We start from the raw sequence: 24277 nt of genomic DNA on the forward strand, positions 1-24277 counted from the left end.
GACTAAGAATCAATTACGTTATAATAAATAGAAAGAGGATCTCAAATGACAGCAATGAACATTATTTATATCTCTATTGAGGGAAATACGCGTTCATTTCTTAGTCGTATGGAAACATACGCTAAGCAACAACATAGTTTTAATCCCAGCAGCCCACTATTAAACCTTAAGGAAATCACTGACCAAACAGAACCAGCTGATGAACAAGAACCATTTTTTGTTTTTGTTCCGACATACTTGGACGGTGGAGATGGTATTACTTCTGGCTTTACAGAAATTATGACTACCGCTCTAGGTGAATACATCGCTTACGGCAACAATGCTAAGAAGTGTCTTGGAATTGTCGGCAGCGGCAATCGAAACTTCAACGAACAATACTGCCTAACTGCAAGAAAGTATGCTAAGCAATTTGATGCTCCTTTCCTCGCTGATTATGAACTCCGCGGAACCTCTCAAGACATCGAGGTTATCTACGATCGGCTTGCAAAGAGATGGAATGAAAAATAGAGTGTAAGCAGGATAAAAAATAAGAGGATGGGAAAAAACTAAGCGTTTTTTCTCATCCTCTTTCCATATTTAGCGCTCTCCGAACCTATAGAGTCTAATCGCGGGAATTAACTGAGGGACTCGAGCCTAACTACGAACGATTCTGATGATTTCATCATCATTCATCGTTCTAGGTTAGTCAACCGTCCCTCCGAGAAAGTTAATTCCCAGCTTTAATCTTCCTGCATCAATTTACCACTACAAATCAACCAAGTGATTCCGTATTTGTCTACTACCTGACCAACTTGATTATCAGCTGTTTGATTACCGAACGGAATTGTAACGCGCTGTTCATCAGAGCTTGCTACCTTATTAAATAACTGCTTTGCCCCAGCTTCATCTTCGCCAAAATCAATCATAATAGAAACCATTGATGATGGTTGGGGGTTCGTCATCGTTGCATCTGCACAAATTAGCTTCTGACCAGCAACCTGAAATATCCCACGAAAAGTTGTAGTGCTTAACGAGTCAATATCCAATCCCAAGTTTTCCGCTTGCTCTTCACTAAGTGGTTGGTGATAAACAATTTCTGCATCAAAGTTCTGAACATAATAGTCCATCGCTTCCTTTGCATTCTCAAATGTTAAATATGGGTATATCTGTGCAGTCATGTTTTTCCTCCGTTAAAATCCTCTTTTTTGATTATATTGTTCATTTTGTGCCACGTCAAACAAGTGTCCCAAAATGAGGCACCGAAAGTTACCTTTCTAATATACTAGAACGAGTATTTTTTGATTTTTCATTCGTAATTTTGCTTAATTCTGTATAAAAAGCAAAAAAGTTTTGTTCTAGACCAATTATTTATCAAGAGCGAACGTTCTTTTCATATAGATAAAAATCTCGGTTGATCCATTATCTTTGCAAGTCATTCATAGCGAAAACGTTTACCATTTTTAATGCAGAATCGCTGTTGAAAGTATATAATTGTAGCGTTAGAAGATTTTCTGAATATTCAGAAGGAGTGAACATTTTGGCTACAGAAAATAAGGCATTAATTACATTATTCGGTGCAACTGGTGACTTAGCTAAGCGGAAGCTTTACACTTCCCTTTTCAAACTTTATCAAAAAGGCTACTTAGCTGACCACTTTGCATTACTTGGTACTTCACGTCACGAAATGAGCGACGAAGAATTCCAAGAAATGGTTTTAAATTCAATTAAGGATATTCCTGCAAAGGATGGCGAAGCAGAAGCATTTTCTAAGCATTTCTTCTACTGTGCTCATGATGTTACTAAACCAGAACATTATGCTAAGTTGAAGGATCGCTTAACTGAGCTTGACAAGCAATTCGGTACTGAAGGTAACCGTTTATTCTACATGTCAATGGCTCCACAATTCTTTGGTACTATTGCTATCAACATCAAGAAGCAAGGCTTATTAACAGATGATGGTTACAACCGTCTTGTTATCGAAAAGCCATTCGGTCGTGACTTCGATTCAGCTAAGAAGTTGAATGATGAATTGTCACAAACATTCGAAGAAAACCAAATCTTCCGGATTGACCACTATCTTGGTAAGGAAATGGTTCAAAACATCCAAGCATTGCGTTTTGGTAACCCAGTTATCGAAGCTCTCTGGAACAACCGTTACATTGACAACATCCAAGTAACTCTTAGCGAAAAGCTCGGTGTTGAAGAACGTGCCGGATACTACGACAATTCTGGTGCTTTACGTGATATGGTTCAAAACCACATCATGCAAGTTGTCGCTCAACTCGCAATGGAAGAACCAGTTGCCTTTACTGACGACGATGTTCGTGTTGAAAAGATCAAGGCATTGCGTAGTTTACGTGTCTACACCCCATCACAAGCCGCTGCTAACTTTGTTCGTGGTCAATATGGTGCTGATGGTAGTCAACCTGATTACCGCCATGAAGATGGTGTTGATCCAGAGTCAGGTACTGAAACATTCGTTGCTGCTAAGTTAATGTTTGATAACTACCGTTGGTCAGGTGTTCCATTCTACGTTCGGACTGGTAAGAAGTTAGCTGACAAGTTTACACGGATTGATGTAGTCTTCAAGAAGCCATTAATCGATATTTTTGCTAATCCAAACTCTGGTAATGAACAAGCACTTCATTCCAACGTTTTAACTATCTTTGTTGAACCTAAGTCTGGCTTTGCTCTTCAATTAAATGCTAAGCACGTTGGTCAAGGCTACACAACTGAACCAGTTGACCTGAAGTTCCTCCAAAGCGATTCTGCCAAGAAGGAATCACCAGAACCATACGAACGTCTTTTCCACGATGCTCTTGAAGGCAACCACACTAACTTTGCTTCATGGGCTGAAATTGCTTACGCATGGAAGTTCGTTGACGTTATTCGGAACCTTTGGGACATCGAAAAGCCACAATTCCCTAACTACACTCCAGGATCAATGGGTCCTGCCGCAGCTACTGAATTGTTAGCTCGTGACGGTCGCAAGTGGGTTTACGATCTTAACAAATAACATAAATTATCGATAAGGTCTGAGAAGAAAATAATTTTCTTCTTGGCCTTTTTTGTTTTTACTTTCAAAGTCGTTTGCTGTATAATAATTATTGTGAAAATAAACACAAGATTAGCTAAGGAGTGTAAGAATATGTCAGATCAAAAAGCACAAATTGGTGTTGTTGGTTTAGCTGTTATGGGTAAGAACCTCGCCTTAAACATTGAAAGTCGCGGTTTTACTGTTGGTGTTTATAACCGTCACCGTAATCGAACTGATGAAATGATTCGTGATCACGGTGATAAAAAATTAGTGCCAAGTTACACAATTGAAGACTTTGTTAACTCACTAGAAAAGCCTCGCCGGATTCTGATGATGGTTAAGGCTGGTAAAGCTACTGATGCTGTTATCGATGAATTATTACCATTACTTGATAAGGGTGATGTTTTAATTGATGGTGGTAACACTAACTTCCATGACACAATGGCCCGGAATGCCAAGTTAGATAAGTCTGGGATCAACTTCATTGGCATGGGTGTATCTGGTGGTGAATTAGGTGCTCTCTATGGTCCATCATTAATGCCTGGTGGTCAAAAAGAAGCTTATGACTTGGTAGAACCAATTCTTACTAAGATCGCAGCTAAAGCTGAAGAAGACGGCAAGCCATGTGTTGCTTACATTGGTCCTAACGGTGCTGGTCACTACGTTAAGATGGTTCACAACGGAATCGAATATGGTGACGAAGAACTGATCGATGAAAGTTACAATATCATGCGGAACGTCTTAAAGATACCTGTTGACGATATTGCTAAGACCTTTGCTGAATGGAACAAGGGTGAACTTTCCAGCTATCTTGTTGATATTACCGCTGACATTCTTACCCGAAAAGATGACCTTGGCGATGACAAGAGTAAGCCAATCGTTGATATGATTCTTGACCGTGGTGCTAATAAAGGAACGGGTAAGTGGAGTTCTGAAACCGCTCTTGACGGTGGTGCACCACAATCCGTTATTACCGAAGCCGTTTATGCTCGTTACATCTCAATGATGAAGAAGGAACGGGTTCAAGCAAGTAAGGAATTGCCTGTTGATACTGAAGCTGTTTCAATTGACAACAAAGAAGAATTAGTTGAAAAGATTCGTCAGGCTCTCTACTTCGGTAAGGTAATGAGTTACGCTCAAGGATTCGAACAAATGCGGATCGATTCCGAACGTTACGATTGGAATCTCCAATACGGCGAATTAGCTCAAATTTGGCGTGCTGGTTGCATCATTCGTGCCCAATTCTTACAAAACATTACCGATGCCTTCACAAAGAACCCTGATTTGAAGAATCTCTTATTTGACGACTACTTCAAAGATATTGCTAAGAAGTACCAAAAGGCTATTCGGGACGTTGTTGCACTTGCTGTAAAGGCTGGTGTACCAGTTCCATCATTAAGTGCTGCAATTAGCTACTATGACTCATTCCGTGCTGAAGTTCTTCCTGCAAACTTACTACAAGCACAACGGGATTACTTTGGTGCTCACACCTACGAACGGACAGACCGTCCTGGTAACTACCACTACAGCTGGTACGAAGAACAATAATTTAACTAAATTTCTATTGAATTAAGGACTTATGATAAGATCATCATAAGTCCTTTTTGTTCATCATTAAATAAATATTTACTAATCGTTCATTTCCCCTAGCCATTTTATTCTCACTAAGTCATCGTTGCTTGTTGTATTTCGCCTATTAGCACTATACCAATTGAACATTTTTTACCTAATGGGCAAATTATTTAGCAAATTTTTTCGTAAAAATTTACTAAAAGAATATTGACATCTTTTATGAAAGCGCTTAACATAATGGCTGTAAGTTATTATAAATGTTGATGCAGAAAAGGGGAGTCTACAATGAACAATAGTTCTAAGAGTCAAGAACACGTTGGTCGTGCCCGTTTCGCCTACTCAATGGGTGCATTTGGACACGATGCCTTCTATGCCTTGCTCTCTACTTACTTTATTATGTATGTTACCGGACACTTATTCCATTCTGGTAACAAAGCCTTCAACGATCACATGATTCTATGGATTACCACAACTATTGCGGTTCTCCGGATTATCGAATTGTTAATTGATCCAATGATCGGGAATGCAATTGACCGGACCCATACTCGTTGGGGTAAATTCAAGCCTTGGGTTGTTGGTGGTGGAATTATTTCCGCTGTTATCTTAGCAGCACTTTTCACCCCACTAGGTGGCTTAAACGTTTCTAGCCCTTATCTTTACTTAATTATTTTTGCCATCTTATACATCATTATGGATATCTTCTACTCATTCAATGATGTTGGTTTCTGGTCAATGCTACCAGCCTTATCATTCAATTCACATGAACGTGATAAGATTGCTACCTTTGCCCGGGTTGGTTCAACCGTTGGTGGTCAGATTGTTGGTTTTGTTATTATGCCAATGGTCCTATTCTTCTCTGCTAACCAAAATGGTGGTACTGGTGATGACCGTGGTTGGTTTATCTTTGCAGCAATTATTGCCGCCATCGCTGCCATTACTGCTGTTGGTGTTGGTTTAGGAACTCACGAACAACAATCATTACTTCGTGAAAACAAGGAACAGACTAAACTTAAGGATGTTTTCAAGGTTCTTGTTAAGAACGATCAATTATTCTCCATTGCAATGTCCTACTTGTTCTACACAACCGGGATTACGCTTGTTAACAGTATGGAGCTTTACTACTTCACATACATCCTTGGTAATGCCAAGGCCTTCTCAATCCTTGGTGGTTTGAACACGGTTGTCGGTGTTATCTCAGTTCTTACTTTCCCAATGTTTACTAATAAGATTAGTCGGCGGAAGTTATTCTATGGCTCCATCAGTATGTTGGCACTAGGATTATTAATTTTTGCTTTTGCTGGTCATTCTTTAGTAATGGTTCTGATTGGTGCTGAATTATTCTTTATTCCACAACCACTTGTCTTCTTAGTTGTTTTAATGACAATTACTGATTCAGTTGAATATGGTCAATTAAAGTTAGGACACCGTGACGAATCATTAACCCTTTCGGTTCGGCCGTTGCTTGATAAGTTTGCTGGTGCCGTTTCCGGTTGGATCATCGGACCTACTGCAATTGCCGCCGGAATGACTGCCGGAGCTACCGCATCATCACTTTCTGCATCAGGCGTAACAACATTTAAGCTTGTTATGTTCCTTGCTCCTGCAATTATGCTTGCCATTTCTGTTATTATTTTTGCTACTAAAGTTAAATTAGACGAAAAGATGCACGCTAAGATTGTTGCTGAACTTGAACAAACTTGGGGTAAAGAGCTTAACAAGAGCGATGACGAAGGGACCATCATTGCTGATGAAGATGAATCAGTATCAACTTCCAAGCCTGGTGTAACGGAAATCCCTGCCCCAGTGGCTGGTACTGTTGTTGACCTGAAGAATGTTAGCGACCCTGCCTTTGCTAATGGAAGCATGGGACAAGGATTTGCAATTAAGCCATCTGACGGCAAGGTTTACGCACCATTCAGCGGTACTGTTCGTGCAACCTTCTCAACCCGTCACGCTGTCGGTTTAGTTTCTGATAATGGTATCGCATTGTTAATCCACATTGGTATTGATACTGTTAAATTACACGGTACTGGATTTGTTACCTACTTCCACAAGGGACAACACGTTGCTAAGGGTGACGAATTAATGGAATTCTGGGACCCAACTATTAAGAAGGCTGGTCTTGACGATACCGTTATCGTTACCGTTACTAACAGTGAAGAATTTAACTTCAAGCAATTAATTTCTGCTAACCAAGAAGTTACAACAACTGATAACGTTATGGAAGTTACTAAGAAGGACCAAGAAAAGTAGTTCTTATCCTCTGAAGAAAAAGGCAACTGAGATTTTTCTCAGCTGCCTTTTTTTGTTCTATAATCAAGGACGGAGGTGTGAAAATGGCTAAAAATAAAGTTGTCGCCTGGTTTTTCGTTATTCTGTGGGCAATTGTCCTCATTTTAACGTTTATGAATAAGATGATGCCAGCAATGGATCTGATGGCAATTGGGATGTTCCTTGATGCAATCGTCTGTTTAATTAAGTCCTGAGTGTAAAAAGAGTACGAAGTCAAAATTGTAATTCAGCGAATTACGGGTTTGACTCCGTACTCTTTATTTATTGGGTTATGTGTTCTTGGCAACATAGTCAAGATCTGTTCGCCCTAACCTTCCTCGAGCTAACGACCTCCGACTCCGACGGCTAATCCGCCGTTCGTCGGAGAAATCGTTAGCCGCCGGAAGGTTTTAACGGGCTCACACTCTATTTTACCTGATCCACAGCCGTACGAACGACGAGGACGTCAACAGGGGCATTACGCTTAACATAGGACGTAACAGAACCCATGATAGCCCGTTGCATCCGTGACAAGCCACTGGCACCCATCATAATCATATCGTTATGGTGATCCCGAACAAAATCAAACGCGATAATTGTCTTTGGGTTTCCTAAACGAATGTGGATATCAATATTATCAAAGTTTTCCTTATCCTTAACACCCTTCAAAACGTCATCGAGGTATTGCTTAGACTTATCAACCAATTGATAAGCAATACTGCCATCAGACATTCCAGCAAAGTTGTAAGCCATTGCACGGGTATCAATAACGTTTAATACATCAATGTGTGCCTTACCATTACGCTTAGCAACCGCTACTGCACGTCCTAACGCTAATTCAGATTCCTTTGAGCCATCCATTGGAACTAAGATGTTTTCATATTCTTGATCCATAATCGAACCCTCCATTCAACCTCTTACATTTATTAATTACTATTGTACCATTAATTAATCCGCGCTTGTAACTATGCAGTTATTATTTATCACTTTTAACAATTATTCTCTACTGATTAAGCATTTGACTTGCATCATGCAATCAATTACAATCAACGGTAAATAATATTAAGATTTAATTAGGGATGCTTAATTAATTCTAATTTTGCATCTAATGAAATGAGGTAATTAACGTGGACAAAATTGATCGAAAAATTGTCAATATTTTACAAACAAACGCTCGAGCGTCCCTAAAGGATCTCTCAAAAGAATGTTTTATCTCCTCCCCTGCAATTGCAGCAAGAATTAGCAAGTTGGAACGTTCCGGTATTATCAAGGGCTATCAAGCAGATATTAACCTCGAAAAAATTAACTTCCATGTTAAAGCTTTTATTCAAGTTCAACTTGAACCTCGGCAAAAGAAAGAATTTTATCCTTATATTCAGAACATTCCGAACGTCATTGAATGTAATTGTGTCACCGGTGATTTTTCCGAAGTAATGGAAGTCGTTTTTCCATCAACAACTGATCTTGATGACTTCATTAATGATATTCAACAACGCTTCGGCAAGACAAGTACCCAAATTGTCTTTAGCACCAGCGTTGACCACCGCGGCGTTCAATTAAGTGATCCCCAAGAATAGGAGCGATTACTAATGCTTAGTTTTCGTCGAGCAACCACAAATGATCTGCCAAGAATCGTTGCAATTTACAATAGTGCAGTTCCAAGCCATGATATCACTGACGATGAAATGCCTATCACTATCGATAGTCGCCAAGACTGGCTCAATCATTTCACGGATCATTTCCCAATTTGGGTAGTAATCAGCGATTCAATAATCATTGGTTGGTGCTCACTTGGTCAGTTCTATCCGCATCAGGCTTATCAATTTTCTGCTGAAATCTCAATTTATTTAGCTCCCGGTACCCAAGGACGAGGCTACGGAAAGCAGATTTTAAAGTTCATTGACCAGCAAATTACCGACAACCTTGATATTAAAACTGTGATTGCTTACGTTTACGAAAATAATCTTCCTAGTCAAAAACTTTTTCAAAAGTGTGGCTATCAGCAATGTGGCGTCTTACCACAAATTTCAATCATTGATGGCAAATTCAGAACACTCAAAATCTTTGTTAAACACTTCTAAAAGAAGCCTAAAATTTGTCCAAAGTGAAATTCATTTTGAACAAATTTTAGGCTTCTTTGAATAAGAACTGAGATCCGTTCGCCAGGAGCTGACTCACCCTCTAGTTCTTACCATAAGTATCTAGGTAGTGATTATATTCTTCACGGTTAAATTCTTTTTCAGATTCACCAATAACCAGGGTTGCAATGGAATTACCAACAACGTTTACGGCCGTTCGTCCCATATCAACAAACCGGTCAATTCCGGCGATAAAGGTTAACCCTGCAATCGGCACACCAATTGTCGAAACACTGGCCAAAAGAACAACGAAGGATGCCCCCGGCACACCGGCCATCCCCTTACTGGTAATCATCAAGACAACCAATAAAGTAAACTGGTGGGCAAAGGTTAAATGAATCCCGTATGCCTGAGCAAGGAATAATGCTGCTAATGACTGGTAAATTGCTGAACCATCAAGATTAAAGGTATACCCAGTTGGAATAACGAAGGAAACAATCCCCTTGCTAACACCCATCTTTTGTGTCTTCTCCATTAGCCGTGGCAACGTAACCTCAGAGCTCGCTGTTGTAAAGGCTAAAATAATTTCATCAAGAATAACGTGCATTGTCTTCCAGTAACGCAAGTGGAATAAGTGGGCAGTAATCCCTAAAATCACCACAACAAAAATGATCATTGTCATATAAGCAATCACAATAAACAAACCTAGTGGCAACAAAGCACTAATTCCCATTTCGGCAATTGTCATCCCAATCAGACCAAAGACCCCGATTGGCGCAAACTTCATTACCCAGTTAGTAACCTTGAACATTACTTCAGCAACTGCATTTAACACATCAATAAGGATTTTGGCTTTCTCACCAACCGCAGCAATCCCCAAACCAAAGAGGACTGAGAAGAGAATTACTGGCATCATATCCCCATCAGACATTGACTTAAAAATATTCGTCGGAATAATTGAAAGGATTAGATCCCAGAAGCCACTGTCATGTGAGGCAGTCTTTGCGCTTGCCATGTATTTTGAAATGTCAGTAGCATGAAGCTTATGGATATCAATAAACGTTCCCGGGTGAGTAATATTCCCGATCACTAACCCAAGAATAATAGCAATTGTAGTTAAAACTTCAAAGTAGATTAAGGTTTTCCCACCTATCCGTCCTAACTTCTTAATATCACCAATGTTCGCAATCCCGACCGTTAAACAAGAAACAACGATTGGCATGACGATCATTTGGATCAAACGAATAAAAATAGTTCCTAAGCTCTGCATGACCTTAATCGCACCAGTATTATGATAAAAGATCATCCCACAGATAATCCCTAATACTAGCCCAATCATAATTTGCCAGCCCATGCTTAGGCGTGAAATTCGGTATTTTTTCACCTTAAATCAGACTCCTTAAAAAATGTCTTGTTCTACTTTAGCATATTTTTTAGGGTTTTTCTTAGTAAAATTTAAATTTTGCTTAACAAAAGACGAACAGTTATTTCATACTAATAATTATTTATTCACTTATCCTTTGCTTGGAAGCGGTTTATTTTTCGTGTAAATAGAAGTAGGATATTACTATAGTCTATTTCAAAGGAGGAAATCGACAATTGACCAAACAATGGGCAAATAGTCTCACTGGTCGCTGGTGCTTTTTAGCATTTTCCATTTTGCTAAATGCTTGTTCCAACGGTCTTACCGTTTCTACAAACATGGGAAGTGCAATCTGGACTGCCTCCGCTGCTAACCTTAGTAACTGGCTCCACTGGTCACTAGGAAATATGCTGTTGATTGAAGGAGTTATCGTTGCAATCGCTAATTTGCTTCTGTTAAGAAGATTTGATTACTTTCGGTTAATCCGTAATCTTCTTTACATCATCCCTTTTAGTTATATTCTTCAGGGATTTGCTGACTTCTTCAATCATATTGGCGTTCCCGAACTCAATATTTGGCTTCGCGTTGTTCTTGATATTATTGGGCTATTTGGCATTGCTGCCGCTGTTTCACTTTACCAGCGAGCCAACCTGATTATGCATCCGAATGATGACTTCCCATATATTTTACGGTTTCGTTTTATGCACGGTTCCGCTGTTTGGTCACAATGGACAAGTTATATTCCGCCAATTATTTTAATCATTATCTCAGTAATTGAGACTCACCAGTTAGTTGCCGTTAACTTCGGGACAGTTTATAACATTCTTACACAAGGTTACCTAATTGGTTGGTCTGATCATCATTTCTTTAGCAAATTACACCACCACCTAAATTACAAGTATTAAGAGAGGTAATTTTATTATGAAGGAAACCTACATTAATGGTCATATTTTTGTTGGCGATTCAGAAAATCACTTTGCCAATGGCATGATCGTTGAAGACGGCCGAATTAAATGGATCGGTAATGATCCGGTCCCTGAAGGAGAAACAATTGATCTTAAGGGACAAACCGTTCTTCCAGGATTGATCGACTGCCATACGCATCCAAAATACATTGCCGATGCATTACACGGTGTCGCTTGTACCCCGCCAAACGTTAACAGTATCAAGGAAATGCAAGAAGCATTACGTAAATCTCCCGCCTATGGTAAGGGTGAAGATGTCTGGATCGAAGGATGGGGATTTGACGAAACCAAATTAGCCGAGCACCGGAGCCCTAACCGGGACGATCTCGATACTGTTTCAACTACTCAACCGATTTTTATTTACCGTTCAGACTGTCATTCTTCTGTTGGTAATTCTAAAGCCCTTGAACTCGCTGGAATTGACGAAAATACTCCTGACCCAATTGGTGGAAAGATCGAACGCTTCGCTGATGGCCGACCGACTGGTTTCATGCGAGAGGTTGCCGCATCTCAGCTTTTGATTCGTGCTAAGTCTGCTCAAAGTTATGAAGGCGATGTCCAGAACATGATTAAGAGTTCCAAACATTACCTTGCCAATGGAATCATTGCAATTGGCGAAATGATGGGACGAATGAAGCCATATACCTCTCTCAAGCTCTACCAGGATGCGATTAAGGGTGGTTTTGTCCCTAAGGCATCAATTTACTATGTCTTTGATGAAATTGATCCTGAAAAGGGCCTCCAACCAAGTGGCGACGCTAAACTCCGCGTTGCTGGGATTAAAGTTTTCATGGATGGTAGCATTTCTGGTGAAACAGCATTTAACGCTGAGCCATACCCATCAGGGAAAATGGGAGTTAGTCTTACATCGAAGGAAAAGCTGGCTCGTGCTGTTAATATGGCACGTGAAAACAAGCTGCAGTTAGCCGTTCATGCAATGGGCGATCAGGCTATTCAAACCGTTATCGACGTTACCAAGGATCTCGATCCATGGCTTGATGAAATGCCATCAGTGCGGATTGAGCACGCATCCTTAATGAATGATGAAATGTTCGCTGAAATTGCTAATAGTAAAATGAAGTATGCCTTAGTAACTCAACCGATCTTCTTCTTTGCTGAAGATGAATCATACCGTCATTACCTTAACGCTGAACAATTCAAGCTAGCATATCGAGTAAAGACAATGTTAAATTCCAAGGCAATGCTTGGGTTGAGTTCAGATGCTCCATGTACTCCATGGGCTGAACCTGACAGCCCCTTCTACAGTATTTATGCCGCTGTCACCAGGAAAGCAGCTAATGGTGATGTTGTGAATGCTGATGAAGCAATTACGGTTCCACAAGCGGTTCTGGGATATACCCGTGATGGTGCTAAAATCGGTGGCTTTGACGATAATGGTACTCTGGAAGCAGGCAAGGCAGCTGATTTCGTCATCCTCAATAAGGATATTTTCTCTGTTCCCCATGACGAGCTTCAAACTGTTCGGGTTAAAGAAACCTGGATGGCTGGGGAAAAAGTTTTTGAAGAATAAATATTTGACTTTGAAAAAGGCTGGGATTGGTTCCTGGCCTTTTGATTTTGGAAATTGCTAGAGTCCTAGGCAACAAAGTCGAAATTGGCTCGCCCTAACCTTCCTCGAGCTAACGACCTCCACCTCCGACGACGAAACGTCGTTCGGTGGAGAAATCGTTAGCCACCGGAAGGTTTTTAACGGGCTCGCACTCTAATTTTCCAATTGATGCCGCTTTCAAAGAAGTTTACAATAGGGTTGTGAATAGATTTGCAAATTAGTTTTTTGGGGATTGGAGTGAGAAATTTGCAAGAAGTTAAGAAAAAGCATCGGTTTCATATGCCGTCAGCGTTCACGATTCTATTTATTATCATTGTTATTATTGCTATATTAACTTGGATTATCCCAGCCGGAACATACGCAACCGACAAAGCGGGAAATATTATTTCTGGCACCTATCGTTCGGTTGCTAGTAAACCTCAAGGGATCTGGGACGTCTTTATGGCGCCTGTTATTGGGATGGTTGGTGACAAAAAAACTGAAGGAGCAATTTCAGTTTCACTATTCATTCTTGTCATTGGGGGCTTTCTTGGGGTTGTAAATAAGACAGATGCTCTCAATGAAGGGATTAGTTCAATCGTTCACCGTTATAAGGGACGAGAAAAATTACTGATCCCGATCCTAATGATCCTTTTTGCCATTGGTGGTTCTACTTACGGAATGGGTGAAGAAACAATTGCCTTTTACCCATTACTGATCCCTGTAATGATGGGCGTTGGCTTCGACTCATTAGTTGCCGTAGCGATTGCCCTTGTTGGGACCCAGGTTGGTTGTTTAGCATCAACCGTTAACCCGTTTGCTACCGGAGTTGCTTCACAAACATTAAATATTTCACCAGGTGATGGTTTAGGTTCACGGGTTCTTCTCCTGATTATTACGACGACCATTAGTATTATCTATGTTTATCACTATGCTTCTGTAATCGAAAAGCATCCTGAAAAATCGCTTGTTTATCACCAACGAGCAGCGGATGAAAAGCGGTTCGCAATTAAAGTTCGGTCTGACGATGGCGATTTCAAAATGTCGAAACGACAAAAAGCAGTTATTTGGCTCTTTGGTCTTACGTTTGCAATTATGATTCTTGGTCTAATTCCATGGACTAACCTAAACAGTCACTGGACATTCTTTGACAGTTTTACTAAATGGCTGACTAGTATCCCGTTCTTAGGCAATTTACTCGGTCATGATATGGCACCACTAGGAACCTGGTACTTCAACGAAATTACCATGCTCTTCCTCTTTATGTCGGTTCTGATTATGTGGGTTTACCACATGAAAGAAAGTGAATTCATCGACGCCTTTATGCAAGGTATGGCTGACTTCCTTAGTGTTGCAATTATTGTTGCCGTTGCCCGGGGAATCCAAGTTGTAATGAACAACGGGATGATCACGGGAACCGTCCTTCATTGGGGTGAAATGGGTCTTCATGGCCTTTCACAAAGTATCTTTATTATTTTGACCTACATTTTCTACATCCCAATGTCCTTCTTAATTCCATCTACTTCTGGACTAGCAGCTGCAACAATGGGGATTATTGGTCCTCTTGGGCACTTCGCCCACGTTTCTGGAAGTCTAGTTATTACGGCTTATCAGGCTGCTTCAGGTTGGGTCAACTTAATTACTCCAACTTCTGGAATTGTTATGGGAGCATTAGCGATTGCTCACGTTAACATCAGTATTTGGTGGAAGTGGATGTTGAAATTGATGATCTACCTATTCATCGTTACCTGTGTATTCTTAGGAATCGCTGCCGTACTCTAGGAGGAATTAAATTATGACAGAATTAGTTACCGAAAAAGAACAACAAGAGGCTGTCGACGCTCTTGAAGAGTTAATTTCCGTACCTTCTTACAATCAAGCTGCTGAAGATGGTGCTCCATTCGGTCGGGGGATCCGGAACGCCCTTGATAAGATGATGGAAATTTGTGAACGGCTTGGATTTAAAACCTACGAAGATCCTGATGGCTATTATGGTTATGCTGAAGTTGGTGAAGGCGACAAGATTTTTGGTGTAATTTGCCACCTTGATACTGTTCCTGCTGGCGATCCCAAGACCTGGGAACATGATCCATTTAAGGGAACAGTAGTTAACAATGCCGTTTACGGACGTGGTTCTCAAGATGACAAGGGACCTGGAATTGCTGCATTATTTGCTGTTAAAGCTTTGATGGACCGTGGTTATAAGTTTAACCAACGAATTCGCTTTATCTACGGAACCGATGAAGAAATTCTTTGGCGGGGAATTGCTCAGTATAACAAGAAGGAAAGCCAAATTGATAGTGGAATTTCTCCTGATGCGGAATTTCCACTGATCTATGCCGAAAAAGGTCTTCAGCAATCCTACCTCGTTGGACCAGGAACGGACCAACTTAAGCTGAGTCTAAAGAATGCCTTTAATGCCGTCCCAGATAAGGCCGTTTATGGTGGGCTAAAACAAGATGAAGTAAAAGCTGCCCTTGATAAGCATGGGTTTGAATACACCAGCGATAAAAATTCAATTACCGTTCTCGGAAAGTCAGTCCATGCAATGTTAGCACCACAAGGAACTAATGCCGTTCTTCGACTGGCAATCGCCCTAGATGATGTCTTTGACTTTAAACCACTTGATTTCATCGGTAAGCTCTTCAAAGAGGATGCCACCGGTACTAACCTCCTCGGTGATGTTGAAGACGAATCTGGGCACTTGACTATCAATATTTCAAGTCTTGAGATTAACGAAAAGGAAACCCGGATGCAAATCGATCTGCGGATCCCGGTTACCGTTGATCGGGATAAACTTTTGGAAAAGCTTGCTCAACGGGTTGCTCCATATGATCTCAAGTACGTTCACTTTGATTATGTTGCACCGCTATACGTTCCAAAGGATAGTAAACTAATTCAAACCTTGATGGACGTCTACAAAGAACAAACTGGTGATACTACTGCCACACCACAAATCTCCGGTGGCGCTACCTTTGCTCGAACAATGAATAACTGTGTGGCCTTTGGTGGAATGCTACCAACCACTCCCGACTACATGCACCAAGCAAACGAACAATGGCCTCTCAAAGACATGTTCAAAGCCATGGAAATCTACGCTCAGGCGATAAGGAGGTTGTGCGTAGATTAGAAGAGTGCGAGCCAGCAGAGAACTTGCGGAAGGTTAGCGATTTCTCCTGACGAAGGCGGCTTGCGCCTAGGAAGGAGGTCGCTAACTCTAGCAAGTTCCTGGTGAGCAGATCTTGACTCAGTTGCAGTAAAACAACAAAAATTGCGGTCACGGCGAGCAAATCTTAGATATGTTGTAGTGAACCCGTTCTAATCATTGATCTAACTAAATAGACTGAGAGTTAAGAAAATTTTTCTTACTCTCAGTCTATTTTTTTCAACAATATATTGTTGATTTCATTTTAGTTTCGCCTTATTATCCATACAAGAGATTAATTGTATGGATTGCAATATAGGAGAGCGATTTGAATGCCAGTTAACGACTTTAGCCATCACCAACTTACCTGGTACCCCGATAAGGGTAAGTTACAACGGCCAATTTATAAGAGCTTACTAGAACAACTAAAAGTCGCAATTAATAACGGAGAGCTTGCTCCAGGGACTAAACTTCCACCGCAAAGAGAATTAGCTGACTTTCTCGATATTAATTTCACTACCATCACCCGGACATATAAATTGAGTGCACAGCTTGGCCTAACTTTTGGGATTCACGGTAAAGGAACATTTGTTAGTCCTAATGGGATTGATCCGCTAACCGCTAATTCTCACCAACGACACACCATTGATCTAGGGTTTGCTGCCTCATTTGAACAAACAAACCACCTCTTGGATCAAGTAATTAAAAAAACGGTTAAGCAAGGAGCCACCCAGCTCTTAACGTATGACTCTCCTACTGGTCGCGAAGTAGATAAACTGGCTTTTAAGAGTTATCTTCGGTGGCTAGGAGTCGAACTTCACATAAATCAAGAAGTTCTTGTAACCGCTGGTGGAGAGAATTCGTTAACCCTTCTCCTCATGATCATTTTTTCACGCGGCGATAAAATAGCGGTTGATGAATTCACTTATGGTAACCTAATCGCAACTGCTCAGCTTAACAATATCCAATTAGTTGCAATCAAAAATGACCAGTACGGGATGGACCCAACTGATCTCGAACGTAAATGTCAAAGTAATAATTTAACTGGTCTCTACCTAATGCCCGAATACGGCAACCCCATGGGAATAACATTGAACACTAACCGCCGCAACAAACTAGCAATGATTGCTAAAAAGTACCACCTTAAGGTTATTGAAGATGATTACCTAAGCTTTCTAAGTCGAAATAATCATGAAAAACCGCCAAAAATAATGCAGCTTCTTCCCAACCAAACCTTTTACATCTGTAGCATGTCAAAGGTGCTCGCATCAGGATTACGCATCGGCTATCTTGTCTTTCCTCAAGCCTATAAGCAACAAATTGAGAACGGCTTCTTCAATACGGTAGTCAAAGTTTCTTCCCTCAATAGTGCGATCGCGACCGAAGCAATCAATAGCCTAACTATTTACAAAATAATCGACCATAAGATGTCTCTAGCAAAAGAAGCTAATAAGCTATTTGATAGTATTTTCACTGATGCTCCAAAAACCAGCCTAACTGATATTGCATTTTTTAGACGGCTTCCTATCAAGAAGAAAATAAGTGGTCAGCAAATTGAGCGTGGATTAGCAGACATTTCTATTCGTTGTTTTAGTTCTGATCGTTTTAAAATAAATGCTTCAGCAACAGGTGCTTTTCTTCGTGTTTCACTTTCCGCTACTAGTTCTCTTAACGAGCTAGCATACGGCTTAGAGAAGTTAAAAGGATACTTAGAATCGCAAAAATTAATATAGAAAGAGCTAGCCCAGAGCGAGTCGAATTTCGCTCTGGGCTAGCTTTGCTTATTCTTATTTCGTCGTCTGTCGCTTAATCAAATGGGTTCCAACAACCGTTTTACATGGATCACTAGCTGGATGTGCGAGGCGTTTGACCATCACATCAACTGCGGCGTGAGCCATTTCATCAGTTCCCACATGGATCGCCGACATACTTGGATAAACATACTTCACAATTGCCGTATCATTAAAGCTAATCATTGCTAAACGATCAGGAATATTAATTTTTGCTTCCTGAACGGCCTTTAGTGCCCCGACAGCCATCGGATCATTAGCAATAAAAATTGCGTGAGGTAACTTGTCACCAAGTTCTTCAATTGCCCTCTTCATTGCCCGATAGCCCGACATTGACGTATAATCACCGGCAAACATAAATTCTGGATGATAAATACCACGTTGCCGTAAATCTGCTTCAAAATATCGCCGACGTAGATCAGGAACGACTTCATTGTCCGTTGTCTTTTCTGTTCCGGCGAGCATTCCAATATCCTGAATTCCTTCATCCAAGAACTCGTTAATAACAGTATGGACAGCATTCTCAAAGTCGGGCACTAAGCAGTCATACCCCGCGGCTAAACTATCGAAATCAACAAAAACAATGTTGTTAGTTACCAGTTTTAACTCTTGCACTTGCGAATCACTAAATTTACCAATTGCAATAATTCCCGTTACATTCCGGGGAATCTTCTCTAAGTCGTTTTGATAAATTGGCACTGTTTGGATCCCGCGTTGTTGAGCAGAACGTTCGATCTCCATCCTGATCCCCATATAGTAAAGGTCATCAAGTTCTTGGGTAAGCGAATACCATTGAACAATTGCTACTCGTTGCACCTGGTCACTTCGCGTCCGCTTATGCTTCGTGTAATCTAGCTCTTCTGCAGTACTTAAAACCCGTTGTCGAGTATTTTCGTTAACAGAAAGCGTCGAATCATTATTCAAAATTCGCGAAACCGTTGCAATAGAGACACCAGCTCGACTGGCAATATCACGTAACGTTGCTGCCATGGTAATCACCCCTTCCCATTTTTAGAACTTATTTTACCTGGATTACCGTTAATTTGTCTAGACCGAACTATAATTGAGCGATAAAACGATCCCAACCAGCGTTCCCGGCTTCATCATCCTTGAAGACACCGGCATTCTCGAGAACATTAGCAAATACATTAGCCAATTCTTGCTCCATGATTTCATCAACGTTGTCAGCATTGATATCCATCTTTTCGGCGATTTCCTTAGCCCATGGAAGGTGACTATCAGCAATATTATTTGCTTCGCCTAACCAGAACTTCTTAACTTCGGCTAATTCACCCTTTAACCGAGCTGGCAAAATTGCTCGTCCCATAACTTCGATCAAACCAATATTTTCCTTCTTGATGTGCCACAACTTTTCGTGTGGGTGGAAGATACCAAGTGGGTATTTGTCACTAGTATTGTTGTCCCGTAAAACAAGGTCAAGGACGAATTTCTTTCCATCACGGTGCATAATTGGCGTTACTGTGTGGTGACGAGTATCACCATCAAACGCCTTTAAGGACAGACTTTCATCGTCATAGTGATCCCAAACATCAATAATGTGAGAACCAAGGTTGATTAATTCAGTGGTGTTCGCACTGGTTAATCGAATGTCACTCATTGGCCAGTTAACAATTCCGGCTTCAACGTCTGGGTATTCGTCAAAGTGAAGCGGCTTTTTGATTTCAGCTTTCATCATTGGGAAACTGTGATGACCACCTTGGTAGTGTTCGTGAGCTAACATTGATCCACCAACAATTGGTAAGTCAGCGTTACTGCCGACGAAGTAAGCAGGTAGTTGTTCTTCAATTTCAACTAAGTTAACCAACGTTTGGCGATTAATTTGCATTGGTTCATGCTTACTGTCAAGGAAGATACAGTGTTCGTTGAAGTAAGCATATGGTGAGTACTGGAAGCCCCACTTGTGGCCGCCAACCACGATCCGAATTACCCGGTGATTACTCCGGGCCGCTTGTCCTAGACGTCCCTTGTACCCTTCGTTTTCCATACAAAGAGCACATTGTGGATACTTCTTCTTGGTATCATGAGCAGCCGCTGCAATCGCCTTTGGATCCTTCTCAGGCTTAGATAGGTTAATCGTAATTTCTAGATTACCGTACTTGGTTGGCCGATCAAACACAATGTTCTTCTTAATCGCAGCAACCTTAACGTAATCATTCGATGTCATTAACTTGTAGAACCAATTAGTCGCAGTTTCAGGAGACTCTTGGTACTTCTCCCAAAATTCTTCATTCACAGCGGATGGCCGTGGCGTCATTAAGTCATAAAGTTGATCATTCAAAATTTCCCGTTCTGTTTGACCATCTTCAATCTTACCCCGCTTAACAGCCAGGTCAACTAATTGGGCAACAACTGGCTGGTCTTCATTACCATCAACATCCTCATCGCCCACAAAGCCACGAATCTTATTCATTACATAAATCTTGTCAAGTGGCTTGTACGCTCCACTGGCAATTACATCATCAGCAAACTTTTCGATTAACTTCATCTTTTAATTCCCCCACTCACTTAAATACATTCCTCAAGCTAACGTTCTAGGCAGTATAGTCGAGATCTGTTCGCCAGGAACTTGCTAGAGCTAACAGCTTCTAATATTACACAGCCGAAACGTGCTCGCCGTGACCGCAACTTCCGCCTAGCCATCCTAGGCAGCATAGTCAAGATCTGCTCGCCAGGAACTTGCTAGAGCTAACAACCTCCCTCCCAGATGCTTTCAGCATCCAGTCGGGAGAAATTGTTAGCTTTCCGCAAGTTCTCTGCTGGCTCGCACTCTACAACTTGTGTGGGCCATCCACAACTTCGGCGTCGTAGAAACTGGCGTCGTAACCAATCTTATCGCGGTAGATCTTACCAACATTCTTCTTGAAGTTTTCGGCCTCGGACTTCTTAACAATGGCAATTGCACTACCGGCAAACCCACCGCCGACCATCCGTGCACCAAGACAGCCAGGTTGATCCCAAGCATTTTCTGCTAAGGTGTCTAGTTCCTTACCAGTAACCTCATAGTCATACTTCAATGAAACGTGTGAAGCGTTGATTAAGCAACCAAGTTCTTCAAGGTCACCCTTTTGCATTGCGTCAATGGCCCGCTTTGTCCGTTCGTTTTCACTAACTGCATGACGAGCACGACGAATCAAAGTGTCATCATTAATTAAGTAAGTGTATTGATCAAACGTTTCAGAATCAATTTCACCAAGCTTATTGATGTTTAACTTCTTGCTGAGACGCTTTACAGCTTCTTCACATTCTTGAACCCGTTCGTTGTACTTAGAACCAGCCAATGAGTGGGTCTTGTTCGTACTCATGATGATAATTTCGTAGTCGCCAAGTTCAAGTGGTAAGTACTTGTAGTCCAAGGTATTGCAGTCAAGGAAGATTGCGTTATCTTTCTTCCCCATCCCCACAGCAAATTGATCCATGATTCCGGAATTCAAACCAACAAAGTCATTTTCGGTCTTTTGACCAAGCTTAACGAGATCAATTTCATCAATATCTAAGTTAAATTCTTCCTTTAACAGGTTCCCCATCAGCATTTCAATTGAAGCAGATGATGAAAGACCTGAACCATATGGAAGGAAGCCATGGATGTAAAGGTTAAATCCATGATCGATCTTATAACCGCGTTGCTTGAGGTAAACAAGCATCCCCTTAAAGTAGTTAACCCACTTTTCATCTTTAGCAGACTGTGGTTGATCATCATTAATATCAAAAGTAATGATCTTACTATTTTCAACCTTGGCGGAGTTTGCTGAGTAGATGGCTACGGTAGTGTCTTCACGTGGGCCATAAACACCGTAAGTACCAATGCTAATTGCACATGGGAAAACGTGACCACCATTGTAATCCGTGTGTTCACCAATCACATTAATCCGACCTGGAGAGAAGAAAACATCCTTTCCCGGTTCCTTAAATGTGTCTTGATATTCTTTAAGAAAATCTTGCTTATCCATGTCAAAATACCTCCATGACCACTTGAACAAAGTGGCTAAACAAATTAGTAAACTTTTACTAAACTATAATTTAGACTCTTTTACTTCATTTGTCAACAAGCGCTTTCATTTTATAAGCAATAGCGTTGTAAGCGTTTTCCGAAAAAGGCTGGTAGGACGCCTGTTTGTCTCCCCTTAGTTCGGTTTAAAGTCCTATAATTATAAAAAAAGGAAAGGGATTTTTTCATGCGTCACTACTCCCCAACTTCTCTTTACGAATTAACATCTCCTCATGGTCGCTGGTTTATTAAAAAGATTAATCAATCTGCAACGCTTTACACAACTAACCTTGGAAGCCGGTTACGGTTTATTGCTAAAGACGTCAATAACCTGACAGTTAATGTGCTGGATAACCGCAATCCACTTTCACCCTCACAAATTTACGCCTGGCGAATTGACGGCAACCAGTGGCACCGAGAACTAGCAAGTCACCGCAGCTGGCAAATAAAATGCGGACCGGCAACACACCTAATTGAAATTATAACGGCTGGCAATACAGATCTTGATCGTGTCTGGAACGGTAACGAAGGTTTTGCGATCACTTCGGTTGATATCAGTCAAGGAGAATTAACCTGCGCATCACCAGTTCCGGTAATTGATTTTATTGGTGATTCAATTACCGCTGGCTGTTGGGTAGCTGGTCGCAACGCTTCGACTGATTACCGACCAGAAAGCAATTACGCGGGTACCGCCGTTGACTTGCTTCACGTAACTGATGTACGAATTGCTTACTCTGCTGGTGGCGTACTTCGTCAAGCTACTGGTGGGGTCCCGACCGCAAACCACTTCTTAACGAATCTTGACGTCACAACTCCTTGGCAAGTAAACACTCCCGATCTAGTTGTAATCAACCTTGGCGTTAACGACCGCCGTTTTTCGTTAGCTCAGTTCAATGCAAGCTACGATCACTTTTTATCCCTTGTTACTAATCTTTTTCCGTCAACCCCAATTCTTCCAATGATTCCGTTTAGCCAGACTTTTGCCGAGTCAATTCGCTCTCTTACCAAGAAACACACCCTTCCCCTGATCGAAACTAGGGGGTGGTGTTCTAGTTTTACCGATGGCCTCCACCCTGATCAATCTGGAACCACCGAAAGCGGGTACCGGTTAGCGGAGAAGTTATCAAACTGGCTAAAGTAGGGTACAATTAATAAAGTAAAGTACTTAGGATGGTCGCAAGTAGTTCATCCTAGTAAAGGAGGTTTTGACATGACGGGTCAACGCTTATTAGACATTCAAGATGGTCATAATTTTCGTGATCTGGGTGGCTACGAAACTAAAGATGGACGTCATGTAAAGTGGCACCGGCTCATTCGTTCCGGTTCCCTTGCTCATTTAAATGAACATGATTTAAGCACTCTAGCAGCGATTCCCGTTACGATCGACATTGATTTACGGGCACCAGAAGAGGTTAAGCAAGCTCCTGATAAACTCCCCCAAACTGCTAATTATTATCATCTACCGGTATTTAAGTCTGATGAGACTGATGCTTCTCACAGTGATGAAGAAATCATGAGTCGGATTCTAAAACCAGGTAATGGCTATCAGCACATGCTTGATGTTTACCAGCGGATGGTAGAGGTTCCGACTGCTAAGGCTGCTTACCAGCGAATGTTTGAGCTCCTATTAAGTAATACTCAGGCTAGTCTCTTTCACTGTACTGCTGGAAAAGATCGTACGGGGATGGCTGCTTACCTAATTCTAAGCGCCCTCCAAGTACCTGAAGAAACGATTCTGAAAGACTACCTGCTCACCAATAAGGCAACTCAAGACTTTCGGGAACAGTGGCTTCAAGCGTTGCGTGATAAAGGTGAAAGTGAAGTAGTAGTGGAAAATCGCCGTGCTCTCGGCTCTGTTTCAGCCGACTACCTTAACCAGGCAATCAATTTGATTAACACTAATTACGGGGATGTTCAAAACTACTTAACTGAATACCTCGATCTCTCACAAAACGATCTTAAGCAACTACAACAACTATATTTAGATTAAAGAAGTGATTTTAATGAAAATTTCAGTCCCGCTCATTAATGGAATGTTAGCTGATGAATACGGCAAGTATGCTCCAGATAATTTAATGTTGGCTGGCCATCCGATTAAATCTTTCCCGATAGAGATCAATGAAGCGCCGGCCGAGACAAAGACATTTGCCATCGTTTTTATTGATTATGATTCCACTCCGGTGTGTGGGTTTACCTGGATCCACTGGCTCGCTGCGAATATTCCTAGTGACATGACTTCCATTCCAGCAAATGCTAGTCGCCAACTAAGCGATCAATTTGTGCAAGGAAATAATAGTAATGCTGGTTCCCTAGTTAATGGCGATCCTGCAATCTCTAGCGGTTACGTAGGTCCACAGCCACCAGATCAAACTCACCACTACACACTAAGGGTTTACGCTCTTGATGACCAGTTGCCGCTTAAGAACCACTACTGGTTAAACGAGTTTATCCATGCCGCTAAAGGTCATATCTTAGCCCAGGCAGAATTTGATATTCCAAGTCGCGCATAAGGAGGAATAATA

21 protein-coding genes are annotated in these 24277 nt (G+C 41.3%); 15 read left to right on the forward strand and 6 right to left on the reverse strand.

Annotated elements, in window-relative coordinates:
- Positions 1 to 45 precede the first annotated feature (45 nt).
- On the forward strand, positions 46 to 507 hold the full coding sequence (gene nrdI / locus MR181_RS03280; RefSeq protein WP_242334804.1) for a class Ib ribonucleoside-diphosphate reductase assembly flavoprotein NrdI: 462 nt from the start codon (positions 46 to 48) through the stop codon (positions 505 to 507).
- A gap of 212 nt (positions 508 to 719) precedes the next feature.
- Here the strand turns inward: nrdI and MR181_RS03285 are convergent, their stop codons facing one another.
- Positions 720 to 1157 (reverse strand): VOC family protein, encoded by a 438-nt coding sequence (locus tag MR181_RS03285; RefSeq protein WP_191911104.1) that lies wholly within the window; start codon positions 1155 to 1157, stop codon positions 720 to 722.
- Positions 1158 to 1516: 359 nt separating this feature from the next.
- Here MR181_RS03285 and zwf point away from each other — a divergent pair, with 359 nt between their 5' ends.
- The 4 genes from zwf to MR181_RS03305 all read left to right on the forward strand — a co-directional run bounded on the left by zwf (position 1517) and on the right by MR181_RS03305 (position 7074).
- Positions 1517 to 2995 carry a glucose-6-phosphate dehydrogenase gene (gene zwf, locus MR181_RS03290; RefSeq protein ID WP_242334807.1) on the forward strand — a complete coding sequence of 493 codons (1479 nt, stop codon included), beginning with the start codon at positions 1517 to 1519 and terminating at the stop codon, positions 2993 to 2995.
- A gap of 132 nt (positions 2996 to 3127) precedes the next feature.
- Positions 3128 to 4564 (forward strand): NADP-dependent phosphogluconate dehydrogenase, encoded by a 1437-nt coding sequence (gndA, locus tag MR181_RS03295; RefSeq protein WP_242334810.1) that lies wholly within the window; start codon positions 3128 to 3130, stop codon positions 4562 to 4564.
- Between the two features lie 309 nt (positions 4565 to 4873).
- On the forward strand, positions 4874 to 6841 hold the full coding sequence (locus MR181_RS03300; protein WP_242334813.1) for a sugar MFS transporter: 1968 nt from the start codon (positions 4874 to 4876) through the stop codon (positions 6839 to 6841).
- Positions 6842 to 6924: 83 nt separating this feature from the next.
- Positions 6925 to 7074 (forward strand): hypothetical protein, encoded by a 150-nt coding sequence (locus tag MR181_RS03305; protein ID WP_242334817.1) that lies wholly within the window; start codon positions 6925 to 6927, stop codon positions 7072 to 7074.
- Positions 7075 to 7285: 211 nt separating this feature from the next.
- On the opposite strand, the gene MR181_RS03310 is transcribed toward MR181_RS03305, so the two are convergent.
- Positions 7286 to 7753 carry a universal stress protein gene (locus tag MR181_RS03310; protein WP_102167902.1) on the reverse strand — a complete coding sequence of 156 codons (468 nt, stop codon included), beginning with the start codon at positions 7751 to 7753 and terminating at the stop codon, positions 7286 to 7288.
- Between the two features lie 233 nt (positions 7754 to 7986).
- On the opposite strand from MR181_RS03310, the gene MR181_RS03315 reads away from it, so the two are divergent.
- Both MR181_RS03315 and MR181_RS03320 read left to right on the forward strand, forming a co-directional pair.
- A complete protein-coding gene (locus tag MR181_RS03315; protein ID WP_003716441.1) occupies positions 7987 to 8436 on the forward strand; it encodes an Lrp/AsnC family transcriptional regulator in 450 nt (149 codons plus the stop codon).
- A gap of 12 nt (positions 8437 to 8448) precedes the next feature.
- Positions 8449 to 8940: a GNAT family N-acetyltransferase gene (locus MR181_RS03320; RefSeq protein ID WP_242334820.1), complete on the forward strand. Its 492-nt coding sequence runs from the start codon at positions 8449 to 8451 to the stop codon at positions 8938 to 8940.
- Positions 8941 to 9040: 100 nt separating this feature from the next.
- Here MR181_RS03320 and MR181_RS03325 read toward each other — a convergent pair whose 3' ends face one another.
- Positions 9041 to 10321 carry a cation:dicarboxylate symporter family transporter gene (locus tag MR181_RS03325; RefSeq protein WP_242334823.1) on the reverse strand — a complete coding sequence of 427 codons (1281 nt, stop codon included), beginning with the start codon at positions 10319 to 10321 and terminating at the stop codon, positions 9041 to 9043.
- Positions 10322 to 10536: 215 nt separating this feature from the next.
- Between MR181_RS03325 and MR181_RS03330 the strand changes: the two genes are divergently transcribed.
- The 5 genes from MR181_RS03330 (at position 10537) to MR181_RS03350 (ending at position 17692) form a co-directional block, all read left to right on the forward strand.
- Positions 10537 to 11205 carry a YczE/YyaS/YitT family protein gene (locus MR181_RS03330; RefSeq protein ID WP_242334826.1) on the forward strand — a complete coding sequence of 223 codons (669 nt, stop codon included), beginning with the start codon at positions 10537 to 10539 and terminating at the stop codon, positions 11203 to 11205.
- Positions 11206 to 11221: 16 nt separating this feature from the next.
- Positions 11222 to 12796: an amidohydrolase gene (locus MR181_RS03335; RefSeq protein WP_242334829.1), complete on the forward strand. Its 1575-nt coding sequence runs from the start codon at positions 11222 to 11224 to the stop codon at positions 12794 to 12796.
- Positions 12797 to 13114: 318 nt separating this feature from the next.
- Positions 13115 to 14596: a YfcC family protein gene (locus MR181_RS03340; protein WP_369807473.1), complete on the forward strand. Its 1482-nt coding sequence runs from the start codon at positions 13115 to 13117 to the stop codon at positions 14594 to 14596.
- A 13-nt stretch (positions 14597 to 14609) separates the two neighbouring features.
- On the forward strand, positions 14610 to 15944 hold the full coding sequence (locus MR181_RS03345; RefSeq protein ID WP_242334835.1) for a dipeptidase: 1335 nt from the start codon (positions 14610 to 14612) through the stop codon (positions 15942 to 15944).
- Positions 15945 to 16291: 347 nt separating this feature from the next.
- The gene (locus MR181_RS03350; RefSeq protein ID WP_242334838.1) at positions 16292 to 17692 is read left to right on the forward strand and encodes an aminotransferase-like domain-containing protein; all 1401 of its coding nucleotides are present in this window, start codon (positions 16292 to 16294) and stop codon (positions 17690 to 17692) included.
- A 54-nt stretch (positions 17693 to 17746) separates the two neighbouring features.
- Here MR181_RS03350 and MR181_RS03355 read toward each other — a convergent pair whose 3' ends face one another.
- From MR181_RS03355 to MR181_RS03365, 3 genes are all read right to left on the reverse strand, one after another.
- On the reverse strand, positions 17747 to 18739 hold the full coding sequence (locus MR181_RS03355) for a LacI family DNA-binding transcriptional regulator (RefSeq protein WP_191910854.1): 993 nt from the start codon (positions 18737 to 18739) through the stop codon (positions 17747 to 17749).
- A 67-nt stretch (positions 18740 to 18806) separates the two neighbouring features.
- Positions 18807 to 20255 (reverse strand): UDP-glucose--hexose-1-phosphate uridylyltransferase, encoded by a 1449-nt coding sequence (locus MR181_RS03360; RefSeq protein WP_242334841.1) that lies wholly within the window; start codon positions 20253 to 20255, stop codon positions 18807 to 18809.
- Positions 20256 to 20538: 283 nt separating this feature from the next.
- Positions 20539 to 21717: a galactokinase gene (locus MR181_RS03365; protein ID WP_242334844.1), complete on the reverse strand. Its 1179-nt coding sequence runs from the start codon at positions 21715 to 21717 to the stop codon at positions 20539 to 20541.
- Positions 21718 to 21942: 225 nt separating this feature from the next.
- Here MR181_RS03365 and MR181_RS03370 point away from each other — a divergent pair, with 225 nt between their 5' ends.
- The 3 genes from MR181_RS03370 to MR181_RS03380 all read left to right on the forward strand — a co-directional run bounded on the left by MR181_RS03370 (position 21943) and on the right by MR181_RS03380 (position 24265).
- The gene (locus tag MR181_RS03370) at positions 21943 to 22896 is read left to right on the forward strand and encodes a GDSL-type esterase/lipase family protein (protein ID WP_242334848.1); all 954 of its coding nucleotides are present in this window, start codon (positions 21943 to 21945) and stop codon (positions 22894 to 22896) included.
- A 69-nt stretch (positions 22897 to 22965) separates the two neighbouring features.
- The gene (locus MR181_RS03375; protein WP_242334851.1) at positions 22966 to 23745 is read left to right on the forward strand and encodes a tyrosine-protein phosphatase; all 780 of its coding nucleotides are present in this window, start codon (positions 22966 to 22968) and stop codon (positions 23743 to 23745) included.
- Between the two features lie 13 nt (positions 23746 to 23758).
- Entirely contained in the window at positions 23759 to 24265 is a 507-nt protein-coding gene (locus MR181_RS03380) for a YbhB/YbcL family Raf kinase inhibitor-like protein (RefSeq protein ID WP_242334854.1), read from the forward strand.
- The last annotated feature ends 12 nt before the right edge of the window (positions 24266 to 24277 follow it).

The organism is Limosilactobacillus urinaemulieris, assembly GCF_932750685.1.
Classification (GTDB): domain Bacteria; phylum Bacillota; class Bacilli; order Lactobacillales; family Lactobacillaceae; genus Limosilactobacillus; species Limosilactobacillus urinaemulieris.

What these genes read in the sequence shown, in the direction of transcription:
- MR181_RS03370 (WP_242334848.1), top strand. Translation starts at nt 21,943, where the DNA reads ATGCGTCACTACTCCCCAACTTCTCTTTACGAATTAACATCTCCTCAT.
- MR181_RS03300 (WP_242334813.1), top strand. Translation starts at nt 4,874, where the DNA reads ATGAACAATAGTTCTAAGAGTCAAGAACACGTTGGTCGTGCCCGTTTC.
- MR181_RS03340 (WP_369807473.1), top strand. Translation starts at nt 13,115, where the DNA reads ATGCCGTCAGCGTTCACGATTCTATTTATTATCATTGTTATTATTGCT.
- MR181_RS03320 (WP_242334820.1), top strand. Translation starts at nt 8,449, where the DNA reads ATGCTTAGTTTTCGTCGAGCAACCACAAATGATCTGCCAAGAATCGTT.
- gndA (WP_242334810.1), top strand. Translation starts at nt 3,128, where the DNA reads ATGTCAGATCAAAAAGCACAAATTGGTGTTGTTGGTTTAGCTGTTATG.
- MR181_RS03380 (WP_242334854.1), top strand. Translation starts at nt 23,759, where the DNA reads ATGAAAATTTCAGTCCCGCTCATTAATGGAATGTTAGCTGATGAATAC.
- MR181_RS03305 (WP_242334817.1), top strand. Translation starts at nt 6,925, where the DNA reads ATGGCTAAAAATAAAGTTGTCGCCTGGTTTTTCGTTATTCTGTGGGCA.
- MR181_RS03345 (WP_242334835.1), top strand. Translation starts at nt 14,610, where the DNA reads ATGACAGAATTAGTTACCGAAAAAGAACAACAAGAGGCTGTCGACGCT.
- MR181_RS03360 (WP_242334841.1), bottom strand. Translation starts at nt 20,255, where the DNA reads ATGAAGTTAATCGAAAAGTTTGCTGATGATGTAATTGCCAGTGGAGCG.
- MR181_RS03285 (WP_191911104.1), bottom strand. Translation starts at nt 1,157, where the DNA reads ATGACTGCACAGATATACCCATATTTAACATTTGAGAATGCAAAGGAA.
- MR181_RS03365 (WP_242334844.1), bottom strand. Translation starts at nt 21,717, where the DNA reads ATGGATAAGCAAGATTTTCTTAAAGAATATCAAGACACATTTAAGGAA.
- MR181_RS03335 (WP_242334829.1), top strand. Translation starts at nt 11,222, where the DNA reads ATGAAGGAAACCTACATTAATGGTCATATTTTTGTTGGCGATTCAGAA.
- MR181_RS03355 (WP_191910854.1), bottom strand. Translation starts at nt 18,739, where the DNA reads ATGGCAGCAACGTTACGTGATATTGCCAGTCGAGCTGGTGTCTCTATT.
- MR181_RS03375 (WP_242334851.1), top strand. Translation starts at nt 22,966, where the DNA reads ATGACGGGTCAACGCTTATTAGACATTCAAGATGGTCATAATTTTCGT.
- nrdI (WP_242334804.1), top strand. Translation starts at nt 46, where the DNA reads ATGACAGCAATGAACATTATTTATATCTCTATTGAGGGAAATACGCGT.
- MR181_RS03350 (WP_242334838.1), top strand. Translation starts at nt 16,292, where the DNA reads ATGCCAGTTAACGACTTTAGCCATCACCAACTTACCTGGTACCCCGAT.
- MR181_RS03310 (WP_102167902.1), bottom strand. Translation starts at nt 7,753, where the DNA reads ATGGATCAAGAATATGAAAACATCTTAGTTCCAATGGATGGCTCAAAG.